This window comes from Enterococcus sp. ARL09-542, assembly GCF_005234805.1.
GTDB classification, from domain to species: domain Bacteria; phylum Bacillota; class Bacilli; order Lactobacillales; family Enterococcaceae; genus Enterococcus_D; species Enterococcus_D gallinarum.
The window spans coordinates 1-16,554 of sequence record NZ_QPQX01000026.1 but is presented as its reverse complement, the minus strand read 5'-3'; the positions used below and the strand labels follow the sequence as shown (position 1 = coordinate 16,554).

11 protein-coding genes are annotated in these 16,554 nt (G+C 36.6%); 8 read left to right on the top strand and 3 right to left on the bottom strand.

Annotated features, from left to right (window positions below; translation table 11 throughout):
• Nucleotides 1–373: 373 nt before the first annotated feature.
• Nucleotides 374–1,102 (bottom strand): response regulator transcription factor, encoded by a 729-nt coding sequence (locus DVW06_RS16000; protein ID WP_137264870.1) that lies wholly within the window; start codon nucleotides 1,100–1,102, stop codon nucleotides 374–376.
• On the bottom strand, nucleotides 1,080–2,654 hold the full coding sequence (locus DVW06_RS15995; protein WP_137264869.1) for a sensor histidine kinase: 1,575 nt from the start codon (nucleotides 2,652–2,654) through the stop codon (nucleotides 1,080–1,082). Before DVW06_RS15995 ends, DVW06_RS16000 begins: the two co-directional genes overlap by 23 nt.
• A gap of 228 nt (nucleotides 2,655–2,882) precedes the next feature.
• Here DVW06_RS15995 and DVW06_RS15990 point away from each other — a divergent pair, with 228 nt between their 5' ends.
• From DVW06_RS15990 to DVW06_RS15955, 8 genes are all read left to right on the top strand, one after another.
• On the top strand, nucleotides 2,883–3,821 hold the full coding sequence (locus DVW06_RS15990; protein WP_002289657.1) for an ABC transporter permease: 939 nt from the start codon (nucleotides 2,883–2,885) through the stop codon (nucleotides 3,819–3,821).
• Nucleotides 3,822–3,832: 11 nt separating this feature from the next.
• Complete coding sequence (locus tag DVW06_RS15985; protein ID WP_002289655.1) at nucleotides 3,833–4,744, top strand: carbohydrate ABC transporter permease; 912 nt, start codon at nucleotides 3,833–3,835, stop codon at nucleotides 4,742–4,744.
• Nucleotides 4,745–4,767: 23 nt separating this feature from the next.
• On the top strand, nucleotides 4,768–6,240 hold the full coding sequence (locus DVW06_RS15980; RefSeq protein WP_137264868.1) for an extracellular solute-binding protein: 1,473 nt from the start codon (nucleotides 4,768–4,770) through the stop codon (nucleotides 6,238–6,240).
• A gap of 50 nt (nucleotides 6,241–6,290) precedes the next feature.
• Nucleotides 6,291–6,902 (top strand): DUF624 domain-containing protein, encoded by a 612-nt coding sequence (locus DVW06_RS15975; RefSeq protein WP_137264867.1) that lies wholly within the window; start codon nucleotides 6,291–6,293, stop codon nucleotides 6,900–6,902.
• Nucleotides 6,903–6,931: 29 nt separating this feature from the next.
• A complete protein-coding gene (locus DVW06_RS15970) occupies nucleotides 6,932–8,845 on the top strand; it encodes a beta-N-acetylhexosaminidase (RefSeq protein WP_002304880.1) in 1,914 nt (637 codons plus the stop codon).
• 127 nt (nucleotides 8,846–8,972) lie between these two features.
• On the top strand, nucleotides 8,973–11,954 hold the full coding sequence (locus tag DVW06_RS15965; RefSeq protein ID WP_137264866.1) for a glycoside hydrolase family 2 TIM barrel-domain containing protein: 2,982 nt from the start codon (nucleotides 8,973–8,975) through the stop codon (nucleotides 11,952–11,954).
• The gene (locus DVW06_RS15960) at nucleotides 11,951–13,612 is read left to right on the top strand and encodes a protein O-GlcNAcase (RefSeq protein ID WP_137264865.1); all 1,662 of its coding nucleotides are present in this window, start codon (nucleotides 11,951–11,953) and stop codon (nucleotides 13,610–13,612) included. Before DVW06_RS15965 ends, DVW06_RS15960 begins: the two co-directional genes overlap by 4 nt.
• A 39-nt stretch (nucleotides 13,613–13,651) precedes the next feature.
• A complete protein-coding gene (locus tag DVW06_RS15955; RefSeq protein WP_002288609.1) occupies nucleotides 13,652–14,584 on the top strand; it encodes a DUF7916 family protein in 933 nt (310 codons plus the stop codon).
• A 359-nt stretch (nucleotides 14,585–14,943) separates the two neighbouring features.
• Here DVW06_RS15955 and guaA read toward each other — a convergent pair whose 3' ends face one another.
• A complete protein-coding gene (gene guaA / locus DVW06_RS15950; RefSeq protein ID WP_137264871.1) occupies nucleotides 14,944–16,509 on the bottom strand; it encodes a glutamine-hydrolyzing GMP synthase in 1,566 nt (521 codons plus the stop codon).
• Nucleotides 16,510–16,554 lie beyond the last annotated feature (45 nt).

Below are 16,554 nucleotides of genomic sequence, written 5' to 3'. Positions count from 1 at the left end.
CGGCGCACAGAACGCGCCGCATATCGGACTAAGTTTTATTCAAATTTGTCTTCACCAACACGATTTGACGAAGAGCCTATTTAAATAACTACATCCATCTATTCTATCTTCTAAAATAGCCTTTTTCATTTCAGTTAAATAGTTCAGCGCCATTTTTGCACTCGACTTGCATAGTAGTTTTTTCCATATTCCTCAACCTCAGCGGGGGTTGAAGACATAAGGAAAATCCTATGCGTTATGCTCAACTGGATCTGATTAAATATTCTAATGTATTTTTCTCTACCATCATTAAATGGTTAATAGCCAAAAATCACCACTTTTCAATGGCTCCTTGTTGTATAAGTATAACTAGAAGATGAACACGTCTGAGAAATTATAGAAGCTTTTTACGGTAATTACTGGGGCTGTGTCCAGTAATTTTTTTGAAGAGAACAGAAAAATAGCTCACGTGATCTATTCCTACTTTTTGACTAATTTCATCAATAGATAAGAATGTGTCTTTCAGTAGAGCACTTGCTCTTTTGATTCGAAAGTCTAGCAAGTAATCATGAAAGGAATAACCTGTTTCTTTTTTGAAGGCCCGTCCTAAATAAGCGGGATGGTAATGGAATTGTGTAGCTACATCTTTGAGCGTAAGCTTTTCACTATAATTGTTTTGAACGTAATCAATCACTTGTTGAATTGACTCATTAAAAGAATCATCAGTTAGAGAGTTTTGATTAGCTGCTGATTTACGCATTTTTTCTTCTTGTACTAACTTAACTAAATAAGGAAAATCAATGGGTTTCGTTATGTAACTTTTAATAGATAAATCAATCCCCTTTTTTGCATACTGAAAATTTTGGTGGGCACTAATGACAATACTAGTAAAGTAGCGATTGGATGTTTGTTGCAAAGATTCGATTAATTCGAGTCCAGAAATTTTCCCCATCGTAATATCTGTGATAAGTAAATCAAAGCGCTGGTTTTGCAGGTTTTTAAATGCTTCGTCTCCGTCTGTGTAGCAGTGATCGATAATGATGTCGGGGACTTTCTTCAAAAGATAATGCCTTATGCCTTCTACAATTGTACAATCATCGTCAACAATTGCAATTCTCAACATGCATATTCCCTCCTTTTTGTATTTTGATAGTAATCGTTGTTCCGACGTGTAGTTGGCTTTCTATAACAAAACGTGTATCTCCAGGATAGAGATGCTTTATACGTCGAAAAGAATTTGAGATGCCGATATTCTCACTATAAGGAATATCATCATTAAGTTTTTGTTGAATATGCTCCAGCTTGTCTTGGTCCATTCCTTTCCCATTTTCAACGATTTTTAACACATAATGGTTGGTTGTTTCAGTTGCATAGACAGTCAAACGATTTTCCTTTTTTGATGAATCGAAGCCGTGTTTAATATAATTTTCAACAAATGGCTGTAAAGAAAGTTTTGGTAACATTAATTGATCAATATGATCAATCAGCTGATAGTCAAAGTTATGTCGATAACGACGTTGATGTAGTTGCAAGGAGAGGTCGATATTAATTAATTCCTCTTTCAAATCAATTATGTCGGGCTGATATGTATTATTGCGATACAACTTGCTCAATAAATATATACTGTCGCTGATTTCTTCGTCATCATTCAATATGGCAGTCATTCGAATAAATTCCAAATTATTAAATAGAAAATGAGGCTCGATTTGATATTGAAGTGCTGCATACTTTGCTTCTTGCTTCAACCAATTATTTTCATAAAGTGTTTTTTGATATGTAGCATTATCTAAATAAAACTGATTGATATGCATAGCGATTTCTTTCAAATCACCGACTTTGTTTTCGATATTGATTGACTTGTAGTCTCCTGTAGATGAATGATTTAAGGAAGTAATGATTTCCTGATACTGCTGGATATAGTTACGAAAACTTCTATTTAATAATTGATGAATAGCAAGAATAAACAAACTCATTAATAAGAAAATCATGATTGCCAGACCTAATAAGGTTTGTGACGAATAATTTGGATTTTCATATACTTGTAATGTGTGGTTACCGATAGCTATCTGTTGCGTTTTTTTCCATTTAGAAGGCGAGATGTCTTCAGATAAATTGACGGAATCAATACCATTAGACAAAGAATAATTGTAATGTGTTAGAAAGAGACTCTTTTTTAGCGCGTTGATCGAAACGTCTAGAATCAATGTAGCATCGGGCATGTCCTCACTAATGAAACTTAATGAACGAATAAAAGAAATTTTTTCGTTTTTTGTAGGTGCGTAGGCACTTAAGTATTTTTCGTAATCTAATGAGATAGATATATTTTTAACTTCATCATCTTGCACAAGTTTTTTTAAGTTATCTACTAAATAGGTAGGGGAGCGATCCTTTGACAAAATATCTTCCATGTATTCAGCAGGTGATGAGAGGTAGTAGTCATTAAGGTTTTCTTGGAAATCATAATTTTGATAGATCTCTGTCACGATACCGGAGAGAATACGATTATATGTTTCCATATAGTGGGTGATTTGCTGAATGTTTTGCAGGTTTTGATTTTTTTCTTTTTCAATCACATTGATATAGGAAAAGAACAATGTGAAACAGGCAAGTAAAGTAATAAAAAAAATCAATATGTATGTAAAACGCATAATAACTTTTGATAAATCGTTTTTCATTCAAAGTCCTCATTTTGATAATCTCTAATTTTATGAATCAATATAGCACATATTACAAGTGATGTAAACGCTTTTCAAACAGGGCTACTTATGATTGTGAATACAGTTTCCGTTTAAAAACTATTCTATTGTAGAGGTTTAATAAACTAAAAATAATGTATAAAAAATTAATGTAAGCGATTAACCAAGTGGGTATAATCAAGGAAACGCTGAGAGAGGAGAGACAAAATGAAGCTAAAGAAAGGGTTATTAGGAAATCTAAAAAAAAACCGAGCATTGTTTATTATGCTTTTACCAGGTGCGTTATGGTTATTTATATTTTGCTATATACCAATGTTTGGAGTTGTAATCGCTTTTAAAGATTTCAGAATTTCATCAAGGGGATTCTTTACAAGTTTGTTCAACAGTCCTTGGGTTGGCTGGGAAAATTTCAAATATCTCTTTGCTTCGCAAGATGCTTGGATCATTACTCGCAATACGGTTGTTTATAACGTTGTAGGTATTTTGCTAAGTACTTTTTGTACAGTGTCATTAGCAATCATTCTGAGCCAAATGGCGAACAAACGGTTATTGAAAAAGATGCAGACATTTATGATTTTTCCTAATTTTTTATCATGGGTAGTCATCAGTTACTTTGTTTACGCATTTTTGAGTACGGATAAAGGATTAATTAATATTTTACTAAGCAATTTTGGTGTGGAACCCATAAATTGGTATAGTGAACCGAAGTACTGGCCTTTTATTATTGTTTTTACGAGTTTATGGAAAGGCGTAGGCTATGGATCCATCATTTATTACGCGTCAATTATGGGGATCGATACTAGTTATTATGAAGCTGCTTTAGTTGATGGTGCCAGTAAATGGCAACAGATAAGGAATGTAGTCTTGCCACATTTAAGATCGATTATTGTCATTATGTTGATTTTGTCTGTTGGTAGTATTTTTCGAGCTGATTTTGGATTGTTTTATCAATTGCCAAGAAATTCGGGGGCTCTTTATGATGTGACGAATGTATTAGATACTTATGTCTACCGTGGATTAATGAATAGCGGAGATATCGGAATGTCTACGGCAGCGGGATTATATCAGTCAGCAGTTGGCTTTGTCTTGATTTTGATTACTAATAAGATAGTCAACAAGTTAGATCCTAGTTCAGCACTATTTTAGGAGGAATCAAAATGATATCAAAATTAAAACGGCAGATGTACTTTTCGCTGCCAGTCGAACGGTTTTTCACAATATTACTAATCTTATTTACTCTTAGCTGTATTTTTCCCTTTATTTTCGTAATCGTCATTTCATTAACAGATGAAAAAGCATTACAACTCAACGGTTACGAATTATTGCCGGCTCAATGGAGCACTGATGCATATCAATACTTAATACAAGATGGCGGACAGTTACTTCGGTCATTAGGCGTTACAATTATGATTACAGTGATTGGAACGTTGATTACTGTTTTTATGACGGGAACCTATGCTTATGTTTTATCAAGAGCCTCTTTCCCTTACCGGAAGTTCTTTACTTTTTATCTTTTTTTTACCATGTTATTTGCGGGAGGGATGGTTCCTTCTTACTTAGTGATGACGAAGATGCTTGGCTTAAAAAATACAATTTGGGCTTTGATTCTACCTCTTGCTTTTAGCCCATACAATGTCATTATTTTAAGGACATTCTTTAAGAAGTCGATTCCAGAATCGATTATCGAATCCGCTAAAATGGATGGCTGTAGTGAGTTTCGAGTTTTTTTCCAAATCGTTTTGCCTTTAGCGATCCCAGGGGTTGCAACAATAGGTTTATTTTCAAGCTTAGGTTATTGGAATGACTGGTTCAACGCATTGCTGTATATTGACACCAACAAATTGATTCCATTGCAATATTTGTTAATGAAGATTCAAAATTCAATGGAATTCTTAGCAAATAATAATGACATTACATTAGCGCAGCAACAAGCAATTCAAAATAGCCTTCCTCAAGAATCAACACGAATGGCAATGGTCGTAGTAGCTACTTTACCGATTGCAATTGTTTATCCGTTCTTCCAAAAATACTTTGTTCAAGGATTGACGATCGGTGGAGTGAAAGAATAAAAAAGAATAGGAGATGTTAAAAGATGAAAAAGAACATGCAGAAATATTTGATTGGTGGTGCTTCTGTACTAACCCTTGGCCTATTAGGTGCTTGTGGTAGCAGTAATGGCGAAGCAAATAATGAAACAGGAACCACAAAAGTTACTTGGTATCAGGTTGGAGAAGAACCCAAAGATTTTGATGAGGTCATGACAAAAGTCAACGAAAAATTAAAGGAAGAAATCAATGTAGAGTTGGATATGCGGCTGATTCCGGACGGGGATTATCAGCAAAAGCTTGGTGTGATGATCAATTCAGGAGAAGAATATGATATTTGTTTCGTCAATGGCACAGATTATGTGAATTATGGGAACAAAGGTGCTTTCATTAGTCTCAACGATCATTTGGATAAAGAGTTGAAAGATTATGCAGCTGAATTGAATGAAGGATTTATTGAAGGTGGGGCAATTAATGGCGAAACTTATGGATTGCCAGTCAATAACGATATTGCCACAACGGAATATTGGACCTTTAATAAAGATTTGGTAGATCAATACCAATTGGATGTAGAGAATGTTGAAGGTGTAGAAACATTGGCTCCAGTATTAGAAAAGTTTGCAGAAAAAAATACTGATACGAATATTACGCCAATCGGTATGACCCGTACCAGTGTCTGTATTCCTTATGACAATATTATCGGTGGTGGTGTACCGCTAGCGGTTGCATTTGAAGGCGATACACAAACAGTTGTTAATACTTATGAGACTCCAGAAATGATGACTTATTTGAAGGCTATGCATGAGTTTTATAAAAAAGGATATATTTTGAAAGATGCAGCCACTGTTACGACAGATCCATTTCGAATTGATAGTAAAAACTGGTTTTTAGGTCGTAACTCAAGTGGTTATCAACCATTAGCACAAAAAAATTTAGAAGCTCTAGCGGGACATGGATTAATTTTAAAACCAGCTGGAAAAGCTTTTAAAACGACTGGATTTGCAAGAGTGGCAATGCATGCGGTATCTGCTTCAAGTAAACATCCGGAAGCAGCCTTGAAATTGTTGAATTATGTGAATACCAATCAAGAAGTAGCGGATTTAATGGTTTATGGAATTGAAGGAAAACACTATGATCGCAATGAAGATGGTTCGATTACTTTAACAAACTCTGATGATTATTATCAAGGCGCTTGGGCATTGGTAAATACTTATCTAGTTTCAAAAACTTCACCGATTACAGAAGAAAGTAAAAAACTAGGAGAAGAAAGTAAAAAGTTTCAAAATGAAGCACCGATGTCTCCTATTTTAGGTTTCTCTTTTGACGCTTCTGATTTTCGAACAGAAATTGCAAGTGTACAAAATATCGTGTCACAATATGAAGTACTTTTAAGCTCGGGAACAGTTGACCCTGAACAATATGTACCAGAGTTGTTAGAAAAACTAGAAAAAGCTGGATTGGATAAAATTCAGGCATCTGCTCAAGAACAATACGATGAATGGCGAAAATCTAACAAATAATTTTTTACTAAATGAAAAGAATAGACTAAGCAGTTAGTGGGGGGATTCAAATGAACGAAAACAAATGGACCAAAGGATTTAATTGGGTTTTTCAATTGTTGTTACTAAACTTTACTTATTTTATACTAATTTGTTTAGGATTTGGAATTTTAGGTTTTTTCCCTGCTACGATAGCTTTGATTGCTGGCGTTGTGAATCGAAAAAAATATGGCTTGCAAGAGTCTGTGAAGTTCATGAGTAAAATCTATAAGAAAAATTTTGTTAGATATAATCTATATTGCTGGTCAGCAACTTTGTTGTTGGCCGGCAATATTACTACGATCTGGCTTTGTTGGCAGCAAAGCGCACCATTGTTTTATTTATTAAGTACATTATTATCGGTAATTACACTGTTCCTAGTCTTTGCAATGTTGAATTGGGTCGTGATCAAAAGTCTTGGGTTGTGGATGATGGGAGACCGACTGATTGACTATTTGCTTTTCACAGCAACGATGTTGCCAACGGTAGTCATGCAAGGCTTGGTGCTTGGAATTTATTTCCAAATATTGATGATTTTGCCTGTGATTTTTCTGTTTGGCGGAACAGCTGTAACGGTAATATTGATTAGTAAATTAACTGAAAGAGCGTTAGCAAAGTTGCCTTGTCAGATACAATCGCACTAATTTTTTCACAAAAAGGAGTATTTCTTTCTATGAAGTTAACTGATAAACAAGTAGCTAATATAGCCTTTATCCAGCAACTTGAGATTCCATTGACACAAAAAGATGAAGAACAAATAGACTTGATTTTTACTGACACAAAGGCTAATGTGCGACAAATCAAGATTACTAAAAATGAGCAGCAACGAATCTGCTTGTCTTATTCACATGAAGACTTGCTGTATCGAGGATTGTTTATCTGCCTTCCACGTTTTTTAGCTCAAGGAGGAGAGATGCCATACATTGAAGAAACCTCGATCATTGAGACCAGTTATTCATTAGATGCTTCTCGTAATGGCGTGATGAATAAAGAGACTCTAAAAAAATTCATTTCTTACTTAGCGTTGATGGGGTACAACACATTGTATATTTACACAGAAGATACCTATGAAGTAGAAGACCTTCCATATTTTGGTTACCTTCGCGGAGCGTATACAAAAGAAGAAGTGAATGAAATTGTTGAATTTGCTTCTGGTTTTGGCATAGAAGTAGTTCCATCGATCCAGACCCTTGCTCACTTGACCCAATTTTTGAAGTGGTATGCTCAACAAGAACTGATGGATGATCAAAATACTCTACTGATCGGTGAAGAAAAGGTTTATGCGGCAATCGAAAAGATGATTATTGCCTGCAAAGAAATGTATCAGACAGAGCGTATTCATTTGGGAATGGATGAAGCCTATCAAGCAGGTCTGGGACGATATTTAAGCCTGTATGGGTATTGTGATCGGACAACTTTAATGATTCAACATATGGACCGTGTGTTATCAATTGTTGATAAATATAAGATGAAACCAATGATTTGGAGTGATTTCATTTATAAGCTATTAGATGAAACCGGTAAAGATAGGTATTACAATCCTGATTTTAAACTCAAAGCATTAGCAGCTAAAGGATTACCAGCAGGATTAACCTATGTTCATTGGGACTATGGTTCAGATGAAGTTTCCTCCTATGAGAAAGTAATTGATAACCATTTGAAATTTTGTGACATTGATCATTACGTTTTAGCTAGTGGTGCCCATATCTGGGGGAGACTAGCCCCGAATCATGGGAAAACAGAAGCAATTGTTTCTGCAGCTGTAAAAGCTTCTAAAAATAAAGGTGTACGTTCTGTGATGTTAACTACTTGGGGAGATGAAGGGCAGGAAACAGAGCATTGGCATTCCTTAATTGGGGCATTAAAATTAGCAGATTATGTCTATTCTGAAGAAGAGTGGAATGATTTTGAGGAAATCTACGATCGTTTATTAGGAACAGGTAGTTATCAATTAATGTCCGAATTACGATATTTCGATGAAGTGGATACCATTACAAATAACAACTTACAAATGGCTTCCGTGAGTAAACTGCTACTTTGGCAAGATCCGTTAGTTGGTATATATGACTTTCATGTAGCCGCTCATAACAAAATTGCCACTAGAACAATTGGTACTTATTATCATGAGTTAGCTCAGAAATTAGATATGAATAAAAATTGGAATCCAAAACAACCAATTTTAACAACTATTCGTCAACGATATATACTTTTAGCTGAAATTTTAGCACAAAAGGCAGAACTAGGCATCTATTTACAACACTGCTGTCTGGTAGAAGACCTTGCAGGATTAATGGAATTAGCGAATCGGTGTGAAGCACTAGCCAATCGAGTAAATGAATTGGCATCTATTCATGAAATAATTTGGTATCAAACATACAAAACCTATGGTTGGGAAGTATTAGAACAACGATATGCTGCATTAGCTCATCGTCTGAAAACCGTTGCGCGTCGTATTAAAAATCATCTTCAGGGGCAAGATGCCCTAGAGGAGCTTTTGGAAGAACGATTACCGTTTTGTCAATATCAAGTGCCGCTTGAAATTTCTGGCTTTAATTATCGGCAAAGCTCGGTGTCAGGCTACAATTAACGAAGGAATCTTCCCGTTGAACGGACCACTTGCTCATCTAATGGGAAAGTGGTTCGTTTTCTATTCATAAGTAGCTTACCACTAACTCTTTTATTAAGAAGAGAAAAAAAGTAGGAAGTGAGAAAATATGTTATCGGACTATTATCAAAATCTGTCAGTTATAAGTGTCAATACAGAACCATTACGTAATTATTATATTCCTTATGCAAGTAAAGAAGAAGCAAAACAAGAGTTAGAAAGGGAAAAAACGAGCCAGTTTATCGATCTCAATGGTACATGGGATTTTCAGTATTATCCTTCTGTCCAACAGTTACCGGAAAATTTTTTTCAAGAGGCCTTTACTGAAAGCTATGATAGAATTTCTGTTCCTGGAGTTTGGCAAACAGAGGGATTTGACTTACCTCAGTATATCAATGTATCTTATCCAATTCCTTTTGATCCGCCTTATGTACCTAATGATACCCCTTGTGGTGTATATCGGCGTCAGTTTCAAATTGAGCAAACAGATGCACGCTTTTACTTAAATCTAGAAGGAGCAGATAGTAATTGTTTTGTTTGGATAAATAGAAACTTTGTAGGCTATGACCAAGTGAGTCATAGTACATCTGAATTTGATGTGACCAAGTATTTACAGGTTGGGGTTAATGAAATTCAAATTCTAGTGATGAAGTGGTGTGATGGTACCTACTTTGAAGATCAGGATAAGTGGCGAATGAGCGGTCTATTTCGTCCAGTGTATCTTCTTCAACGACCAACTATGCATCTGACAAGTTATCAACTACGGACGTTGACTGATCCTAAAAAAGGAAACGCAACATTAATGGTTTCTTTTCAACGATTTACTCCTATTGAAGTATCGTTACCTATTTCTTACGAATTATTCCATCCTGATGGACGTCTCATAGCGAAAGGGGAGTGTTACTCGGAACAACAAATAAATTTGGATGTTGAAGATTGCCTTTTTTGGACAGCAGAAACGCCTAAATTATATACATTACTTTTAACATGTAATGGTGAATATTTTAAAGAAAAAGTTGGCTTTCGAGCACTGACGATCAAGAATCGTAAGTTATTGCTGAACGGAACACCTATTAAATTATATGGAGTCAACTATCATGACGTGGATCAGCAAGGCACGCCAGTGATGACCCGAGAGCAGTTACGTGCAGATTTGTTATTAATGAAAAAATTAAATGTGAATACTGTACGAACGGCACATTACCCTAAATCACCAGATTTTTATGAATTGGCGGATGAGATTGGTCTGTATGTAATCAATGAAGCAGATTTGGAGTGTCATGGTGTGGTTAATCTATATGATACTGAAGCGAATTATCAACTAATTGCTAATGATCCGACATTCGAAAAGCCGATTATGGACCGAGTGATCCGTTCTATTCTTCCTTATCAAAATCGAAGCTCTATCATTATGTGGTCTATGGGGAATGAATCTGGTTATGGAGTAAATTTTGAAAAAGCTCAAGCTTTAGCACGGAAATTGGATGATTCACGGTTGATTCATAATGAACGCTCGATTGAACCAGTTATTGACCAAGTGAATGATTTTAGTAACTTGGATGTTATTAGTCAAATGTATCCCCCACTGGAAGATGTTCATCGTCATTGTCAAAGAAGTGATACTGAAAAACCTTTTTTTATGTGTGAATATAGCCACGCTATGGGCAACGGTCCTGGAGATCTTAAAACGTACTTCGATTTGATTCAACAGTATGATTCCTTTCTTGGCGGTTGTGTCTGGGAGTGGACTGATCATGCAATCAATAGAGGAACTTTAGAAACGCCATCTTATTTATACGGTGGTGATTTTGGTGAAAAATATCACGACGGCAATTTTTGCGTAGATGGTTTATTGACCCCAGATCGGCAATTAACAGTAGGTGCATTGGAGTACCGTAATATTCATTCGCCTATTCAACTGATTGCTGTAGATGAGGAGCTGCAAGAAGTAACCTTGAGCAATATAACTGCTTTTACAGCCGGTTCAGCATTTAACCTTTCTCTTGAATGGTATATAGATGGAAAAAAAACAGTTTATGAAGTAATGAATCCTTTCATACTTGAGCCTGGCAAAAGTTGTTCATTGCCCATCACAGTACCTACAACGATTCATGGTGCTCATACGGTTGCTGTTTCGCTATCTGTTTATAAAAATGATGAGCTTTATGGACAGCAACAGCTCTTTCTTAAAAAAGAAAAAATGAGATTGCCAAGAACTGCTCATCATAATGATGCACCACAAATTTCAGTAAAAGGCACAGAGCTGATAATCAAAGGAGAATCCTTTATTTATATATATCAATTAGCAAAAGCTGCGTTCACTTCTGTAAAGATCAATCAAAAGGAACTTTTGGAACGTCCTACTCAATTTTCAATTTGGCGTGCACCAACGGATAATGATCGTAACTTAGTAAACAAATGGAAAGCAGCTGGATATGCTGAAATGTCTTTAGAAATCAGAAAAAAAGACTGGAAATTCGTAGATGATCATCTCCTGATCGAAACGTCTTATCGAGGAGTTATTCCAGGATTACAGCCAATTTTTACAATGCACATACAGTTGAAAATAAATGGTGCAGGCGTAATCAACCAAAAAGTATCAGTGGAGAAAAATCCGATTTTTCCAGATTTCCCTCGCTTTGGGATGGACTGGCCGTTGAATGATACTTTTTCGAAGGTTTCTTATTGTGGCTATGGGCCGTATGAAAGTTATCCTGATAAGCACTATGCTGCGATGTTTGGTATTTATGAGATGGAGATTGAGGAATTTGATCAGCCATATATCAAACCACAAGAATATGGTAACCGCTGGCAATGTGATTGGGTATCAATCAAAAATCATCAAGGATCTACCATGACGGTTTATGGAAACTCTAATTTTTCTGCTCTGCCTTATAGTCAAGCTCAATTAACCGAAAAGTCACACCATTATGAATTAATAAAAGAAAATAGAACTTGGTTCAATTTAAGTTATAAACAAAATGGTATCGGCTCACACAGTTGCGGTCCTTATTTAGAAGATCGTTTCCGTTTTATGGAAGATACTTTTGACTGGAATATAGTGATTACTTTCAAAGGAGAAAATAGATGAAAGAAACAAAGATCAATCAAGTCAAAAAAAAATTATCTCGTTATCAAGAAGTTGTTTATCGAAACCATTGCTTAAAATGGTCAAAAAATAAGCTGAATGTTCGTTTTAATGGATTATTTTATCGTTTCGAACAGTTAGAAGAAGTCTGGAAACCGGTAACGAATTTCCAATCATGTCCTGTACAGCTCATAAATGATCCAAAAGAAACATACGATTTATGTATAACACACCTTTATAACCAGCATTTGAAAAATGACGGATTTTATTTAAAGGTTACTAATGACAATCAACTTACGATTGAATCAGCAAACCTTCGAGGGTTTCAATATGCTATGGAAGCCTTATTAGAGAGTTTTTTTTCGGTAGGAGATCAATTATTATTACCGGAATTGATTCTGAAACATGAACCATCAGTGAAAATTCGAGGAATCATTGAAGGGTTTTATGGTATCCCCTGGACACATGAAATGCGCCTCTCTCTTTTTTCATATATGAAAGATAACCAATTGAATACTTTTATGTATGCCCCTAAAGATGATGAATTATTACGTAAAAAATGGCGTGAACTCTACGATGCGCAAGAATTAGACAAATTTAAGGAGCTTTTATCTGCTGCTGAGGCTAGCAATATCGATTTTTGGTACTTAATTAGTCCTGGAAATGATATTGATATTACGTGTGAAGAAGACATTCAAGTTCTTCTGAAAAAGTTAGAACAACTGATTGAGCTTGGCGTATTTCAATTTGGTCTATTAATGGATGATATTGACTATCAATTAAAAGGTGCTGCTAAACGCCGTTTTCGAGAGCCAGCATTCGCTCATGCCTATTTAGTGAATCGAGTAGAGGAATATCTTAGCACTCGGTTGTCCAATCATGAATTAGTCATTTGTCCTACAGAATATGATAATCGTCATGGTTCTCGCTATTTAGCAACGTTAAGTCAAGAAATACCAGAACAATTACCGTTCTTTTGGACTGGCCCAAGCACGTTAGCGGCGTCAATTTCTACAGAAGAGCTGCAGGAAATGGCTTCTGTCTATCAACGGCCGATGCTGATTTGGGATAATATTCCGGTAAATGATTATTTAGAGGATAAAGAACTATTGTTCATGAGTCCATATGAGAATCGAACACCGAATCTTTCTAAGGAGAGATACCAGGTTACAGGAGTAGTTTCGAATCCAATGGCTCAATTAGAAGCTTCAAAGTTTACGATCAATAGTATGGCTAATTACTTATGGAACTGTGAGCGTTTTGATCCTTTGGAAACTTGGACGTCAGTCGTTGAAAAAGTAGTTGGAAGTAAACTACAACCAGCTTATCTTACCTTAACCAATGCTTTTCCAAATCATTACACAAGCAGTCTGCTTTCAGATGAAGAATTACTGCTAGCCAAAGACCCAGAATGGGTCACAAAAGAAATGGCTGTTTTAGTCCAAGCAGTAAAATGGATCCAGCAAGAACAACATACATCTAGATTGAGAACAGAATTGGAGCCTTGGTTACAAGCAATCACAGAAAGTTGGACTTTCTGGCAAGAATGGCAATTAAAAAAAGATCCAAAAGAAGCAGAAGAATGGTTGGCTAAGAAAAAAACACACCGCATAGGACGTGATTTAGTAACTGCCCATTTAGAGCAAATTATCAAAAGTTAGATATCTTAAAAAATAAAAAGCAAGAAAAAGGAGAACAAAATGGTCAAGAGATTAATTAGTGCAAACTACAGTGATGTCAAGAAAATGACGTCAAAAGAGTTGAAGCAATCCATCAAAGCGAGTGAAGGACGGGTGATTGTTTGTGAAACGGTTGCTAATACTCTTCCACAATCTGGAGAAATTACGAATGCAGAAGTTGCGTCAGCATTTGGTGCAGATTTGATTCTTTTAAATGGTTTCGATTGTTATCGTCCTGCAGTTTTTGGACTACCAAATGTGACGATTGAGAAGGTTTTTGATCTACAGCAAACGATTGAAAACCCGATTCCTAAATTAAAAGAACTAGTCGGTCGTCCTGTGGGAATTAATTTAGAACCCATTGCCCCTAAAACAAATATGATGAGTGAGAAAGTAGAAATCAGCCAAGGAAGAGCAAGCTCTGTTGAAACGATACAAAAAGCAGAAGAACTAGGAGTCGATTTTATTTGCTTTACCGGTAATCCAGGCACTGGAGTAACCAATTTAGAAATTACTAAATCCGTAAAAATGGCAAAAAAGTATTTTTCGGGATTGATTATTGCTGGGAAAATGCATAGCGCCGGCTCAGAAGAGCCAGTTGTGAATAAAGAGGCGATTATTTCTTATGCGGAAGCAGGCGCAGATATTTTACTAGTTCCTTCAGTAGGGTCTATCCCAGGCTTTTTAGAGCAAGACCTAATTGAAGCGGTTCGGTTGGCAAAAAAATATGATTTGTTAACGATGTCTGCAATCGGTACTAGTCAGGAAAGTGCCCGACCAGAAACATTGCGGCAATTAGCCATTATGAATAAAAGTTGTGGTGTTGATTTACAACATATTGGAGATGCTGGATACGGGGGATTGGCACCAGCAGAAAATATTTTCGAAACCTCGGTTGCAATTAGAGGAATGCGACATACCATCAACTGCGTTAGCCGCTCGATCAATCGCTAACAAAATTAAATAAAAAATGGTTAAATTGATTATTTAAGTGGGAACATACTTGAGATATCAGCTAACTTCTGTCATTTTAAAAAAAGGGACTGTGACAGAAGTGAAAATAGACAAAAAATATCCGAACAAGAGACTAGGATAGCAGAAAAACTATCGTTTTGCAACGAGGACCAACTGGACCGTAGGAGCAATTCTCTTATTGTTCGGATATTTCGCTTGTTCAAGGACTTATGTCTGTAGTGCCCTTTTTTGGTAGGAAAAATGGTAGGGAACCATATCATTTTTAATGAAAATCAAGCATTTCAAAAGTTGAAAAACGTTGATTTATCGGCATTTCCCATCCATATTATATTTACGTCTTATTCCCACTCCACTGTTGCAGGTGGTTTGCTGGTAATATCATACACGATACGGTTAACGTGTGCGACTTCATTTACGATACGGACACTGATTTTTTGCAAGACTTCCCAAGGGATACGGGCAAAGTCAGCGGTCATGCCGTCAATAGAAGTGACAGCACGGATACCTACAGTGTAGTCATACGTACGGCCATCTCCCATAACCCCAACAGAGCGAATGCCTGGTAGGACGGTGAAGTATTGCCAGATGTCGCGATCTAAACCGGCATTGGCGATTTCTTCGCGCAAGATAGCGTCTGATTCACGGACGATTTCTAATTTTTCTTCTGTCAATTCACCAAGGACACGAATACCTAAGCCTGGTCCAGGGAATGGTTGGCGCCAAACGATGCTGTCAGGCATGCCTAATTGGGTACCTAATTCACGTACTTCGTCTTTGAACAATGTGTTCAATGGCTCGATCAGCTTGAATTGCATGTCTTCAGGTAATCCACCTACATTGTGATGTGATTTGATGGTTTGGGCAGTTTCAGTTCCTGATTCGATCACATCGGTATAAAGGGTTCCTTGTGCAAGGAAAGAAACGCCTTCTTCACCGGCAAGTTTGGTTGCTTCATCATCGAAGACATATACAAATTCATTTCCAATGATTTTACGTTTTTCTTCTGGATCAGACACGCCAGCAAGTTTTGATAAGAAACGTTCTTTGGCATCGACTTTTATAATGTTCAAGCCGAATTTTCCGCCAAGACTTTCCATAACTTGTTCTGCTTCACCTTTACGCAACAATACGTGATCAACGAAGATACATGTTAATTGATCGCCGATCGCTTTTTGTAAAAGAACACCAACAACAGAGGAATCTACTCCGCCTGAAAGGCCTAATAAAACTTTTTTGTCACCGACTTGTTCACGAATTTTTGCGATCTCCATGTCGATGAAGTTATCCATTGTCCAGTCACCAGTACATTGGCAGACATCTAGTGTAAAATGGCGCAACAAGTCATTTCCATATTCGGAATGGCGAACTTCTGCATGGAATTGGATTCCGTACATTTTGCGTTCTGCATTTTGGATCGATGCGATGGGGCAATCTTTGCTGGTAGCAACGACATCGAAATCAGTCGGTGCTTGGGTAACTAGGTCACCATGACTCATCCAAACGGTTTGTTTTTCAGGAGTGTTTTGGAAAAGGGCCGCTTCTGCAGAAGTGATTTCCAATTCTGCTTTTCCGTATTCACGGTTTTTGGCTGGTTCAACTTTTCCGCCTAATTTATAAGTAATCAACTGCATACCGTAACAGATTCCTAAAACTGGGATCCCCAAATCAAAAATCTTTTCATCAATACCAAAGGCCTTCTCATCATAAACACTGTTTGGTCCGCCAGAAAGGATGATTCCTTTAGGGTTCATTGCCTTTACTTCTTCTGCGGTAATGCGGTGGCTCATCAACTCTGAGAAAACACCGAACTCATGAATACGGCGAGTGATCAGTTGGTTATACTGACTACCGTAATCAAGTACGATAATTTTTGGCTCTTCGTCAAATCGTGTTGGTGAAGACAAATTTGAATAAAACTTAGTCCGATATGCGGCGCGTTCTGTGCGCCG

Excerpts from the sequence above, each read along its gene's own strand:
- DVW06_RS15960 (WP_137264865.1), top strand. The coding sequence starts at position 11,951 with ATGAAAGAAACAAAGATCAATCAAGTCAAAAAAAAATTATCTCGTTAT.
- DVW06_RS16000 (WP_137264870.1), bottom strand. The coding sequence starts at position 1,102 with ATGTTGAGAATTGCAATTGTTGACGATGATTGTACAATTGTAGAAGGC.
- DVW06_RS15955 (WP_002288609.1), top strand. The coding sequence starts at position 13,652 with ATGGTCAAGAGATTAATTAGTGCAAACTACAGTGATGTCAAGAAAATG.
- DVW06_RS15990 (WP_002289657.1), top strand. The coding sequence starts at position 2,883 with ATGAAGCTAAAGAAAGGGTTATTAGGAAATCTAAAAAAAAACCGAGCA.
- DVW06_RS15995 (WP_137264869.1), bottom strand. The coding sequence starts at position 2,654 with ATGAAAAACGATTTATCAAAAGTTATTATGCGTTTTACATACATATTG.
- DVW06_RS15965 (WP_137264866.1), top strand. The coding sequence starts at position 8,973 with ATGTTATCGGACTATTATCAAAATCTGTCAGTTATAAGTGTCAATACA.
- DVW06_RS15985 (WP_002289655.1), top strand. The coding sequence starts at position 3,833 with ATGATATCAAAATTAAAACGGCAGATGTACTTTTCGCTGCCAGTCGAA.
- DVW06_RS15980 (WP_137264868.1), top strand. The coding sequence starts at position 4,768 with ATGAAAAAGAACATGCAGAAATATTTGATTGGTGGTGCTTCTGTACTA.
- DVW06_RS15975 (WP_137264867.1), top strand. The coding sequence starts at position 6,291 with ATGAACGAAAACAAATGGACCAAAGGATTTAATTGGGTTTTTCAATTG.
- DVW06_RS15970 (WP_002304880.1), top strand. The coding sequence starts at position 6,932 with ATGAAGTTAACTGATAAACAAGTAGCTAATATAGCCTTTATCCAGCAA.